13 protein-coding genes are annotated in these 12899 nt (G+C 45.4%); 9 read left to right on the forward strand and 4 right to left on the reverse strand.

Features of this window, described 5'->3' with window-relative positions:
• The first annotated feature begins 2 nt into the window (after window positions 1-2).
• From nqrE to EPB59_RS02065, 9 genes are all read left to right on the forward strand, one after another.
• Entirely contained in the window at window positions 3-599 is a 597-nt protein-coding gene (gene nqrE / locus EPB59_RS02030; RefSeq protein ID WP_055051426.1) for an NADH:ubiquinone reductase (Na(+)-transporting) subunit E, read from the forward strand.
• A 33-nt stretch (window positions 600-632) separates the two neighbouring features.
• Window positions 633-1859 carry an NADH:ubiquinone reductase (Na(+)-transporting) subunit F gene (gene nqrF, locus EPB59_RS02035; protein WP_000103960.1) on the forward strand — a complete coding sequence of 409 codons (1227 nt, stop codon included), beginning with the start codon at window positions 633-635 and terminating at the stop codon, window positions 1857-1859.
• A 145-nt stretch (window positions 1860-2004) separates the two neighbouring features.
• Complete coding sequence (locus EPB59_RS02040; protein ID WP_134818609.1) at window positions 2005-3009, forward strand: FAD:protein FMN transferase; 1005 nt, start codon at window positions 2005-2007, stop codon at window positions 3007-3009.
• A gap of 16 nt (window positions 3010-3025) precedes the next feature.
• On the forward strand, window positions 3026-3259 hold the full coding sequence (gene nqrM, locus EPB59_RS02045) for a (Na+)-NQR maturation NqrM (RefSeq protein ID WP_001091359.1): 234 nt from the start codon (window positions 3026-3028) through the stop codon (window positions 3257-3259).
• A 109-nt stretch (window positions 3260-3368) separates the two neighbouring features.
• Entirely contained in the window at window positions 3369-4109 is a 741-nt protein-coding gene (gene dinB, locus EPB59_RS02050) for a DNA polymerase IV (RefSeq protein WP_241666221.1), read from the forward strand.
• On the forward strand, window positions 4043-4447 hold the full coding sequence (locus tag EPB59_RS18495; protein ID WP_241666222.1) for a hypothetical protein: 405 nt from the start codon (window positions 4043-4045) through the stop codon (window positions 4445-4447). Before dinB ends, EPB59_RS18495 begins: the two co-directional genes overlap by 67 nt.
• 159 nt (window positions 4448-4606) lie before the next feature.
• Window positions 4607-5350, forward strand: a complete 744-nt coding sequence (locus EPB59_RS02055) for a YggN family protein (protein ID WP_154171450.1) — start codon at window positions 4607-4609, stop codon at window positions 5348-5350.
• A gap of 63 nt (window positions 5351-5413) precedes the next feature.
• The gene (locus tag EPB59_RS02060) at window positions 5414-6931 is read left to right on the forward strand and encodes a sensor domain-containing diguanylate cyclase (protein WP_154171451.1); all 1518 of its coding nucleotides are present in this window, start codon (window positions 5414-5416) and stop codon (window positions 6929-6931) included.
• 155 nt (window positions 6932-7086) lie between these two features.
• A complete protein-coding gene (locus tag EPB59_RS02065) occupies window positions 7087-8442 on the forward strand; it encodes a sodium-dependent transporter (protein WP_154171452.1) in 1356 nt (451 codons plus the stop codon).
• Between the two features lie 55 nt (window positions 8443-8497).
• Here the strand turns inward: EPB59_RS02065 and EPB59_RS02070 are convergent, their stop codons facing one another.
• The 4 genes from EPB59_RS02070 to EPB59_RS02085 form a co-directional block, all read right to left on the reverse strand.
• On the reverse strand, window positions 8498-9559 hold the full coding sequence (locus EPB59_RS02070; protein ID WP_195707032.1) for a succinylglutamate desuccinylase/aspartoacylase family protein: 1062 nt from the start codon (window positions 9557-9559) through the stop codon (window positions 8498-8500).
• Entirely contained in the window at window positions 9546-10451 is a 906-nt protein-coding gene (gene rimK, locus EPB59_RS02075) for a 30S ribosomal protein S6--L-glutamate ligase (RefSeq protein ID WP_000689987.1), read from the reverse strand. Before rimK ends, EPB59_RS02070 begins: the two co-directional genes overlap by 14 nt.
• Window positions 10448-10891, reverse strand: a complete 444-nt coding sequence (locus EPB59_RS02080) for an ATP-dependent zinc protease family protein (RefSeq protein WP_154171454.1) — start codon at window positions 10889-10891, stop codon at window positions 10448-10450. The genes rimK and EPB59_RS02080 overlap by 4 nt, the downstream gene beginning before the upstream one ends.
• Window positions 10892-11127: 236 nt before the next feature.
• Window positions 11128-12600: an aminoacyl-histidine dipeptidase gene (locus EPB59_RS02085; protein WP_154171455.1), complete on the reverse strand. Its 1473-nt coding sequence runs from the start codon at window positions 12598-12600 to the stop codon at window positions 11128-11130.
• Window positions 12601-12899: the final 299 nt, after the last annotated feature.

The following is a 12899-nucleotide window of genomic DNA, read 5'->3' on the forward strand; positions in this document are numbered from 1 at the left end:
TCATGGAACATTATATTAGTCTGCTGGTGAAATCGATTTTCATCGAGAACATGGCACTCTCTTTCTTCTTGGGGATGTGTACATTCTTGGCGGTGTCGAAAAAAGTTAAGACATCATTCGGCTTAGGTATTGCGGTTATCGTAGTACTGACTATCTCTGTACCAGTCAATAATCTGGTGTACAACTTAGTGCTAAAACCAGATGCACTGGCTGAAGGGGTAGATTTAAGCTTCCTGAACTTTATTACCTTTATCGGTGTTATTGCGGCATTAGTACAGATTCTGGAAATGATCCTCGATCGCTTCTTCCCGCCTCTGTATAACGCACTGGGCATCTTCCTTCCGCTGATCACAGTAAACTGTGCGATCTTCGGTGGTGTGTCTTTCATGGTGCAGCGCGACTACAGCTTTGCTGAATCTGTGGTATACGGTTTCGGTTCTGGTGTGGGTTGGATGCTGGCTATCGTCGCTCTTGCAGGTATCCGTGAGAAGATGAAGTATTCAGACGTTCCTCCAGGTCTGCGTGGTTTAGGTATTACCTTTATCACGGCTGGCTTGATGGCGTTGGGCTTCATGTCTTTCTCTGGTGTTCAACTGTAAGTCGGGTAAACCGCAGCAATAAAGGAATAGTTAATGTCTACTATTATTTTTGGTGTAGTGATGTTTACCCTGATTATACTGGCGTTGGTTTTGGTGATTCTATTCGCCAAATCCAAGCTAGTACCAACAGGTGACATTACAATCTCAATCAATGGCGATCCTGAAAAAGCGATCGTAACCCAACCGGGTGGTAAGTTGCTGGGTGCATTGGCTGGTGCCGGTGTATTCGTATCTTCTGCTTGTGGTGGTGGTGGTTCATGTGGCCAATGCCGCGTAAAAATCAAATCGGGTGGTGGTGATATTCTGCCAACAGAACTGGATCACATCAGCAAAGGCGAAGCCCGTGAAGGCGAGCGTTTGGCGTGTCAGGTTGCTGTGAAAACCGATATGGATCTAGAACTGCCAGAAGAAATCTTTGGTGTGAAGAAGTGGGAATGTACGGTTATCTCTAACGATAACAAAGCCACTTTCATCAAAGAGCTGAAACTACAGATTCCTGATGGTGAATCAGTACCGTTCCGTGCGGGTGGTTACATTCAGATTGAAGCGCCTGCGCACCACATTAAGTACGCTGATTTCGATGTGCCAGAAATGTATCGCGGTGATTGGGACAAGTTTAACTTGTTCCGTTATGAGTCTATCGTAAATGAAGACATCATCCGTGCTTACTCTATGGCGAACTACCCAGAAGAGTTCGGTATCATCATGCTGAACGTGCGTATCGCGACTCCGCCGCCAAATAATCCAAACGTGCCACCAGGCCAAATGTCTTCTTACATCTGGTCACTGAAAGCCGGTGATAAATGTACAATTTCTGGCCCATTCGGTGAGTTCTTCGCGAAGGATACGGATGCAGAAATGGTCTTTATCGGTGGTGGTGCAGGTATGGCGCCAATGCGCTCGCATATCTTTGACCAGCTGAAACGTCTGAAGTCTAAACGTAAGATGTCTTACTGGTACGGTGCGCGTTCTAAGCGTGAAATGTTCTACGTAGAGGATTTCGATGGCCTAGCAGCAGAGAATGACAACTTCGTATGGCATTGTGCTCTGTCTGATCCTCAGCCAGAAGATAACTGGACGGGTTATACCGGTTTCATCCATAACGTGTTGTACGAAAACTATCTGCGTGACCATGAAGCACCAGAAGATTGTGAGTACTACATGTGTGGACCTCCGATGATGAACGCGGCAGTAATTAACATGCTGAAAAACCTTGGTGTAGAAGAGGAAAACATCCTACTGGATGACTTCGGTGGTTAATCGATAACTCGCTACACTGTGATGGCTGGCTCGTTCGAGTCAGCCATTGTTTTTTGCAAATCGGATATTGAAAGTGTCGATGGTAATCTGGTTTAGGGCATCGGTATTTCCCATATCAATTTTTAACTATGAAAGGAGTAAACAAGTGAGAAACTGGCTTGTTGCATTCGCTTCTCTTCTCTTGTTGGCTGGTTGTGAAAAGCCGGTTGAGCAAGTGCATATCAGTGGCCCAACCATGGGAACCACTTACAACATTAAATACATTCAACAGCCGGGCGTTGCGGATTCGAAAACACTGCAAACCGAGATTGATCGACTCCTTGAAGAAGTGAACGATCAAATGTCGACTTACCGTAAAGACTCTGAGCTAAGCCGTTTTAACCAGCATACCAGTAGCGAACCTTTTGCCGTTTCTACACAAACGTTAACTGTAGTGAAAGAGGCGATTCGTTTGAACGGCCTTACTGAAGGTGCTTTGGATGTGACTGTTGGACCTTTGGTTAATCTGTGGGGATTTGGGCCTGAAGCTCGCCCTGATATCGTACCGACGGATGAAGAGTTGAATGCTCGCCGTGCAATTACCGGTATTGAGCATCTGAAGGTGGAAGGCAATACACTGAGCAAAGATATTCCTGAGCTGTACGTTGATCTGTCTACGATTGCCAAAGGTTGGGGGGTAGATGTGGTTGCGGATTACATCCAGTCACAAGGCATTGAGAATTATATGGTTGAAATCGGTGGTGAAATCCGTTTGAAAGGCTTGAACCGTGAAGGTGTAGCTTGGCGCATTGCGATTGAAAAACCCAGTGTTGATCAGCGTAGCGTGCAAGAAATCATCGAACCGGGCGAATATGCGATTGCGACATCAGGCGACTACCGCAACTATTTTGAGCAAGATGGTGTGCGCTATTCACACATTATTGAGCCAAAAACAGGTCGCCCGATCAACAATCGAGTGGTTTCTGTCACCGTACTGGATAAATCATGCATGACGGCGGATGGGCTAGCGACTGGTTTAATGGTGATGGGCGAAGAACGTGGTATGGCGATCGCTGAAGCCAACCAGATCCCAGTCTTGATGATTGTAAAAACTGATGATGGCTTCAAAGAATACGCATCAAGCAGCTTTAAACCGTTTTTAAACAAGTAATAGTGAGCATAAAACAATGAACACATTTTTGATTACTTTTGGTTTCTTTCTTGCTGTCATTGCCGCTATGGCTGTTGGCTACATTTTCCAACGTAAAGTGGTGAAGGGGAGTTGTGGTGGGTTAGGTGCCGTAGGCATCGAAAAAGTGTGCAACTGCCCAGAACCTTGTGATGCACGCAAAAAGCGTGAAGCGAAGGCCGCAGCGCGTGCAGAACGCCTTGCCGCTTGGGAAAAAGATCGCATCGCGTAATCAAGGCTACTCAAATAAAAAAGCTCGCTCCGGCGGGCTTTTTGTTTATCAGACTTTCCTTATCGATGGCTTATTATTATACTGTTTATGTATACAGTATTGGTGGGCTATGCAAGATAGAATTCGTAAAATCATCCATGTTGATATGGACTGCTTTTTCGCTGCCGTTGAAATGCGGGATAACCCTGCGTATCGAGAGATACCACTGGCCGTTGGCGGACATGAAAAGCAGCGTGGAGTGATCAGTACATGCAACTATCAGGCGCGCAAGTTTGGCGTTCGATCTGCTATGCCCACCGCTCAGGCATTAAAACTCTGCCCTCAACTGCATGTTGTCCCTGGACGTATGCCAGTTTACAAAACGGTTTCTCAACAAATTCGTGCCATTTTTCAACGCTATACCTCGGTGATTGAACCGCTTTCTTTGGATGAAGCTTATCTTGATGTTACAGAGTCAAACGCCTACCAAGGAAGCGCCACTCTGATAGCACAGGCGATTCGCCAAGACATCTGGCAAGAACTGAATTTAACGGCTTCGGCGGGCGTTGCACCCATCAAGTTTCTGGCCAAAGTTGCTTCTGATATCAATAAACCCAATGGATTGTATGTGGTGACTCCTGATCAAGTGCAGAGCATGGTTGATTCTTTGCCCTTAGAAAAAATTCCGGGTGTTGGCAAAGTGGCGTTAGAAAAACTCCATCAAGCAGGCCTTTATGTCGGGGCTGATGTTAAAAACGCCGATTATAGGAAGCTACTGCATCAATTTGGCCGCTTGGGGCTTCTTTGTGGAAAAAGAGCCACGGCATTGATGAAAGAGAGGTCGTCACAGAGCGTGAGCGTAAATCGGTAGGGGTGGAATACACTTTTAGCCAAAACATCACCACGTTTGATGAGTGCTGGCAGGTGATTGAGCAACGACTTTATCCTGAACTTGATGCACGTCTTAATCGTGCTAATTCACAGCGAGCCATTATCAAACAGGGCATTAAAGTGAAGTTTGCCGATTTTCAACTGACAACAATTGAACATGTTCACCCAGTATTGGACTTAGAGTACTTCCATGAACTGCTTGAACAAGTATTAACTCGTCAACAGGGGCGAGAGATTCGCTTGCTAGGCTTAAGTGTGATGTTAAAACCAGAATTGCAAATGAAGCAGTTATCAATGTTTCCTAACGAATTGGACTAAGGCTTGGCATTCCACTCTGAAATGCACTGAACTGATGAAGATAATCTGAGCTTTAAGCGCCTGAATAAAAATTATCAGTAATGCGCTATTTTTGACGATTTATTGGCGTATCATTCGCCAGGATTGATTATAGTTGGCAAAACTTAGCCAGAGAAAACTATGAAAAAAAACATTTTAGCTTTAGCTGTATTAATGAGTTCATCTACCTGGGCCGCACAGTGCCGAGTGGATATTCAAAATGAAGTTCACCTAAATACTCAGCGCGTTAAAATTTTGCGTACAGCAAATGATACGGCATTGATTGATAAACAAAATAATCTCTATATTCAAGGCAAAAAAATAGCGCTGACCGCGGATCAGAAAAATGCAGTACGTCGTTATCGTGAACAACTTGCCAACATGGTGCCTAAGGCACAGCGTTGGGCTGATGATAGTTTAAAATCGGCCAATCAATTGGTTGATGAGGTAGCGATTTCTTTAGAAGCACCACAAGCGTTTGATAACGTGAAGAAGTCGATGGCAACGTTTTTTGCAGATGCTAAAGCCCAGTATTTTAAAAATGGGGATATGATCGTGCCTGCCGAAACGTTTGAAGCAATGCAGAACCGTTTTCAACAACAGTTTTCTCGTGGTAAGGAAGTGCTCACTCAGCAATTTTTTGCCAGTGCGTTTGATGTGATGTCTACCAAGATGCAAAAAGAAGGTGGCTTGAATCTGACGCAGCTAGGTAAAAATATGGCAGATCTGAAAACAAAGTTGGATGTGAAGCTAAAAGAGCAAACCTCGACTTTTGAAAAGCAGGGACAGGAGTGGTGTGACGCATTAAACGAAATGACTCAGCAAGAGCAGCAATTACACAAAAAGATCCCTCAATTAAAAAACTATCAAGTCTTCACCATCTAAACTTAAAAGAGCGTAAGCCACGCTCTTTTTGTTTTAGGTAAGGTTTGTCATGACGATGGTGATATGAATTTAAATAATGTTAGTTTGCGCAAATTAACTGCACTCAATGCATTAGCGGTAGTGGTGTGCTTTTTGGTGTTTTATCTGACCTTCAAATATTTTTGGTCACACGATCGCGATATTGCGCAAGCCCTGCAATTACAACAAGCAGAATTACACCGTGTTGAAACCATAGTGTCGTTGGAACGTAAAGCGATGGGAGCTTCTCTAGCGGATTATGCAGCTTGGGACGACATGGCGAATTTTATTGCTCATCCGACAGCGGAGTTTATTGAGAGTAATATAGGCGAACATGCGTTTACCTCTCAATTTCTGGATGGCATTTTTATTTTTGATCCCAGTAAAAAGCTAGTCTGGGGGGAAAAATATGACTCTGAACTCGATAAAAGTGTCAGCTATGAATACTTGTTACCCGACTTTTCTGGGATTTTGCTGCAGGCTCAACGTTTAAGCACCGATAAGGTTTCGACATCGGTGCGCTATATGGTGGTGGATGATGAACCCTATCTCGCAGCTACCTCCCGAGTGTGTGATAGCGAAGGAAAATCGTGTAATAAAGGTTACCTCATCTTTATTAAAAAAGTCCGAGCACAATTTGCCAATGTGGTTGAACAAGCCACGGGTATCGATATCGAAGTATTAACGTGTGCAACCAATGCCCCATTACCTGAAGATGAGCAGGATATTTCCTATTTAAAACAGCTTGATTACAGCGGTCAGTCAAGTGTGCTGTTTAAAATCAACCACCAAGTTAAACATCCGCCTTTCATCCGTAATGATGAGGTCTTAGCTCTTTTGTTTTTTTCGCTAGTGATGTACTTGATAAACCTATGGGTGGTGCAGGCACTGATTCGCCCTATCACAAGGGCAAACCATGTGTTGCAGCAGTTCAAAACATCGGGAGGTAAAGTACCGGATGAGAATTCTTTTATCTCATCAGAAATGAAAGAATTTGCACATACAATAAATCATATTGTGAGTCAGCTTGATGATAGCCAACAAGTGTTACGCTGGCAGTCCGAACATGATCCTCTAACTCGAATTTCAAACCGCCGTTACTTAGAAAAGCAACTTAAAAGCTATTTGAGTGATCGCCCTTTTCGCTATTTGGTTTTGTATCTCATTGATATTGATTATTTTAAACGTTTCAATGACAGTTTTGGGCATTTGGCCGGTGATGAAGCATTGTGCTCAGTGGCGGATATCTTGCAATCGGTGGATTTTTCTGGAGAGAAAATCGTGGCCCGCTTTGGTGGTGAGGAGTTTTGTGTGGTGCTCGCTTCAGATCAGCCATTCGATGGTGAACAATATGCCGAACAAATGCGCACCAAAGTAGCTCAGCTTGCGATTACCAACCCTGTTGACTCAACTTTCCAATATCTCACGATTAGTATTGGTGGAGTTTACGCCTTCTCTCCTCAGATGGATGCCTATCAGCTACTATTCCATCAGGCTGATATAGCACTTTACCATGCAAAGGCAAATGGTAGGGATCGCTATGTTGTGCGTAACTTTGTTTGATTTTTAAACAAAAAGTTAGTTTTATTTTGATTTGACTCGATAAAAACAAAGTGTTTGTGCATTTTTTCAGCGGATGATTCTGTTGTCGATTGAGTCAAACGGCACTTTGTATTAATGTACTAGTCAACTAGTGTGTTGGTATCGTGTGAGTCGTCATGGCACAATCAAATTCTCGTGAGACATTCAGTTCTCGCCTTGGTTTTATTCTTGCTGCAGCCGGAGCTGCGGTGGGGTTAGGTAATATTTGGGGATTTCCAACCCAAGCTGCCAGCAATGGTGGCGGTGCGTTTTTGTTGGTGTATCTGGTTTTGATCGTTGTCGTTGCCTTTCCTATGTTAGTTGTTGAAATGGCAATTGGCCGTTATGGTCAAGCTAATCCTGTTGATAGTATGCGATCGCTAACCGCAAATCCTACAGCCAAAAAGGTTGGAGGCTTAGTTGGCTGGGTTGGGCTGAGTGTGCCGAGTGCAGTTTTGGCTTTCTATAGCATTGTGGGTGGTTGGATCATCTGCTTCTTGTTCGGGGCGATGGCGGATCTCTTCGGCCTTGAGAGTATCAGTGCTTGGCTAAAAGGTTTTAGTGTTGAGCGAAACCTGCTCGGTACGATCATTTTTTATGTCCTGACGATTTTGATCGTGCAAGGTGGGGTGAAAAAAGGGATTGAACGTTGGTCTACACGACTGATGCCCGCATTATTTGTGCTGTTTGCCGTCCTGTTTGTCTACATCATGACTCAACAAGGTGCGATGGAAGGCTTAAAGCACTACTTGATCCCTGATTTTGACAAGGTGTGGGATCGTAAGTTGATTTTAGCGGCGATGGGACAAGGTTTCTTCTCGCTAACCATTGGCGGTTGTTCGATGTTGATCTATGGCTCTTATCTGAGTAAGAAAGAAAACCTACCGAAAATGGCGATGAGCGTGACATTGGTTGATACCGCCGTGGCGTTTATTGCTGGTCTGGTGGTATTGCCAGCCATGTTTGTGGCCATGAATAAAGGGGTTGAGATTTACGCCCAAGATGGCTCTTTACTGAGCTCTGACACCTTAGTGTTTACTGTGCTACCGCTGATGTTTGATAGCTTAGGTACACTTGGACAGATTTTCGCGATGGTGTTCTTTTTATTGCTTACTATTGCTGCGCTGACTTCCTCAATTTCTATGTTGGAATGTCCAGTAGCGCTAGTTGGAGAGCGTTTCAATACACGCCGTACGCCAACCAGTTGGGTGCTGGGTAGCTTGATTGCGCTAGTGAGCGTGGTGATTGTCTATAACTTTGGTGCGTTATTTGGCTTGGTCGCAACGTTAGCGACCCAGTACCTGCAACCCACGGCTGCTCTCATGTTCTGTCTGTTTGGTGGTTGGGTATGGCAGCGTGACGCCAAAATGAAGGAGCTACAAGCTGGATTCCCAGAGCTACAACAAAGCATCTTTGGCAAGATTTGGCCTTGGTATGTGAAGTTTGTTTGCCCGATTTTGGTGGCGACAGTTATCTGGGCTTCGTTTGGTTAAATACGGCGAACAGATACAACAAAGCCCTCGTCATGAGGGCTTTTCTATGTATCACTTATTGAGTCATGATATGGCCAGTGGTGAGCGGCTCTAAATCGGCTTCAGTTAACTCTTCAATGAATTCTTCGACTACCTGTTCAACAATATCATCATCTTGATCGAAGTAAGCAAGGTGGAATACGGCATCCCCTTCATTCACTAATGGCAGGGTTTGCTGGCCGATCACGATGCCGCCTTTATTGGCGCGGATCTCTACTTCGAGCTTGCCAAGTGGCGAGTTGATATAAGCGAGTATTTGCCCATTTTCAACCTTATCCCCCAGTGATACCAGAGTACGTAGAATGCCGTCGGCTTCTGCACGTAGCCAGCTTGTGGATTTAGCAATGATCGAAGCTGGTGTTTTTTTACGGCTGGCCCTGAGCATACCAATTGCCTGCATGACCCGTTTTACACCAATAATGCCTGCATTGATGGCTATTGGGTCAAAACGTAGTGCTTCACCCGCTTCATAGGTTAATACTGGAATTTGCTGCTTTTCCGCTTCACTACGTAGCGAGCCGTCCCGTAAGGGCGAATCAATGATAACTGGAGTGGCAAACGCTTGTGCAATGCGCAGGGTTTCGCTGTTACTCAGATCCGCCCGAATTTGCGGTAGGTTGGTACGGTGAATCGCTCCGGTATGCAGATCGAGAATGTAATCACAACGTTCGGCGACTTGAGAGAAAAAGGTGTGTGCCATGCGAGAAGCTAGGGAGCCTTTTTCGCTGCCTGGGAAACAGCGGTTTAAATCGCGGCGGTCAGGTAAATAGCGGGATTTATGAATAAAACCGAATACATTAACGATAGGAACAGCGATGAGTGTGCCTTTGAGTTTTTTCTCATCGAGAGTGTTGAGCAGTTGGCGAATAATTTCTACGCCGTTGAGTTCATCCCCATGAATAGCGGCATTGATCATTAACACAGGGCCGGGAGCCGAACCGTGGATAACTTCAATTGGTATGGAAAGAGGGGAGTCGGTATACAGTTTGGCGGCTTCGAGTTCGATAACTCGTCGGGAAGTGGGGGAAATGGTTTCCCCCAAAAATGAAAATGCGCTGTGCTTTTTAGCCTTTGCCACGAGTTTTTGTCCTTTTACTGGCTGCGTTTTTCTCAATGAACTCGACAATCATTCCTGCAATGTCCTTGCCAGTTGCCGCTTCAATACCTTCTAAACCGGGTGAAGAGTTCACTTCCATCACCAGTGGGCCACGAGCGGAGCGGAGCAAATCAACACCTGCGACATTCAAGCCCATGATTTTTGCAGCGTCAATCGCGGTTTTACGTTCTTGTGGAGTGATTTTAACCAGTGATGCCGTGCCGCCACGATGCAGGTTAGAGCGAAACTCGCCATCGGCACCTTGGCGCTTCATTGCGGCAATCACTTTATCACCAATAACGAAACAGCGAATATCGGCACCGCCTGCTTCTTTGATGTACTCTTGCACCATGATGTTGGCTTTGAGTCCCATAAAGGCTTCAATCACGCTTTCAGCCGCGGTACGAGTTTCGGCGAGAACGACGCCGATCCCTTGTGTGCCTTCCAGCAGTTTGATCACCACCGGTGCACCACCCACCATGTCGAGCAAGTCTTTCACATCATCAGGTTTACTTGCGAAACCTGTGATCGGCATGCCGATCCCTTTACGGGATAGTAACTGCATAGAGCGCAGTTTATCGCGTGAACGAGTAATGGCGACTGATTCATTAGCGGGGTAAACTCCCATCATTTCGAATTGGCGCAATACCGCGGTGCCATAAAAGGTCACAGAAGCTCCGATCCGAGGAATGATGGCATCAAAACCCGCTAGTTCTTCACCTTTGTAATGAATCTCCGGCTTTTCGGAGTTGATATTCATGTAGCAGCGCAAGGCATCAATCACACGAACTTCATGGCCACGCTGTTTGCACGCTTCTATCAAACGCTTGGTCGAATACAGCGAAGCGTTACGCGACAGAATACCAATTTTCATTTACTCGGCTCCTCGAAAGGGATTAAAAACGATTTAGTTGGATCAACGATGATTCGGTGATGCATGGCTGTACGACCTAATAACATACGAAATGCCATGTTTTCTCGATTGGTTAACGTGATCTCAATTGGCCAAATTTGGCCTCCAAAGCTAAGTTCCGACCGAATGACGTAGCGTTTTTCTTCGTGGCCACCGGAGTCACGAACCACTCGTTCGTCTACTACCTCAGCTTCACATTCATTCACTAGCGCGTCATTCTTTTGCATCGGGTGGATCCAAAAACGAACCCACGGAGCTCCTTCCTTAGTGAAGCTCTCTACCTTGAACGCGTGCAAGCAAGACGTTCGGGCTCCGGTATCGATTTTCGCTTTAATGCGCTCAATACCTAACCCTGGAAGGCTGAGTTCCTCACGCCATCCGACAATCATTTTTTCTTTCATCGCAATTTCATTAGTTTGAGAATTTCAGATACCGCTAAGGACAAGCAGCACCCTCGAAACAACCTGCGTTTGGCAAGTTGTCGCTTGAAGAGAGTTTGGTGAATAACTCTGGGAACTTCAAGGGGGCGAACTCTAGCAGCCAACCTTAAATTCAAGCTAATGAATTAAATTTTCCTTTTCGACAAAAAAAATTGATACAAAAAAGCCGAGTTATTTCACTCGGCTTTTTTAAAGCATTAAGCTTTTACAGGAATGTTCGCTAGCAACGCGACCATTTGTTGCCAGTAAAGATCGACGGTATCAATTTTTACTTTTTCATCAGGTGAATGTGGGAACTTGATGGTTGGACCGAACGAAACCATATCCATATTAGGATAAGGTTTTTTAAACAGTCCACATTCAAGGCCAGCATGGATCACCATAATGTTCGGCTTGTGGCCGTATATGCCTTCGTACATATCACGGAAAATATGCATGATCTCGGAATCAGCATCCGGTTTCCAGCCTGGGTACGCGCCAGAAAGCTCAAGCTCTGCACCGGCCAGTTCAGCGACTGACTTCAGCATACCTTCCACTTGCTGGCGACCCGAATCCATCAACGAGCGGATAAGGCACAATACTTTGATTTGTGCAGCTTCGGTCGTGATCACACCTACGTTTAGTGAAGTTTCTACGACGCCTGCGATGTCATCACTCATGCGGATCACGCCATTTGGGCAAGCGTTGAGCGCGGCAATAAAACGTTGCTGTGTACTAGATGTCAGGGTTTGAGCGTTGATCTCTTTGGTATCAAGGAACGTCACCAGACTGGTTTCAACCTTACCCAACTCCGCTTTGAGTAAGTCAGTGTAATGGTTAAACAGTGTTTCTAATTCGGCGACTCGGCTTTCTGGCAGTGCCACCGTCACAAACGCTTCGCGTGGAATGGCGTTACGCAGACTGCCGCCACGAAATTCGATTAAACGAAGTTCTAATTCTTTAGCATGTCCGGCTAAGAAGCGTGCCATCAATTTGTTCGCGTTACCGCGGCCAGTGTGAATATCACAACCTGAATGGCCGCCTTTCAAGCCTTTTAAGGTCAGTTGACGGCCAACATAGCCAGCAGGAACCGCTTCACGTTCAATCGGGAAAGCAAACTCGGCATTCACACCGCCGGCGCAACCCATGTAAACTTCGCCTTCTTGTTCTGAGTCGGTATTGAGCAGAATATCGCCTTCCAGCCACCCCTCTTTCAGACCAAAAGCGCCAGTCATCCCCGCTTCTTCATCAATCGTCAGTAAAACCTCAATTGGGCCGTGAGGAATATCTGTAGACGCCAGCACCGCAAGACAAGAAGCCATGCCAATACCGTTGTCGGAACCTAAAGTCGTTCCTTTTGCTGTGACCCATTCGCCATCGATATAAGGTTGAATTGGGTCTTTAGTGAAGTCATGTTCAGTGTCTTCATTCTTTTGCGGCACCATATCAATGTGTGCTTGAAGTACCACACCTTTACGATTTTCCATGCCTGGTGTCGCCGGCTTTTTAATAAAGACGTTGCCTGTTTCATCACGACGTACAGCGAAACCTTGTTCCTTTGCCCAGCCAATGATGTATTGAGCTAACGCCTCTTCATGTTTTGAAGGGTGTGGAATGGAACAGATGGTCGCAAAAAAAGGCCAAATAGGATTTGACGATAACTTACTGATTTCGGTTTGGAACTCAGACACAGATGACTCCTTACTGTAGGTTTTCCCATTTATTCTCTTAGCCAAATTCGTTCATGGTAGAGAATTTACCTGTAACAGGTGGGTACTTTCGCTGCACAGCATATCACTGAGCTAGGCGGTGGTGTAGGTCAAAAAGTGCTAGGAATGCGGGTTTTACTTTTTTGGTCTTATGCCGCCGAACAGAGTAAAGCCTCTTGGTTGGCTAATGAAATGCATCAATATGCACTTTTGGTGTAATTTAACTTTATAAAACTGTAATTTAATTACCTTAATATGCTGACAGAGATCAAATAAAATGA

Origin of the sequence: Vibrio metoecus (assembly GCF_009665255.1) — a bacterium.
Taxonomy (GTDB): domain Bacteria; phylum Pseudomonadota; class Gammaproteobacteria; order Enterobacterales; family Vibrionaceae; genus Vibrio; species Vibrio metoecus_B.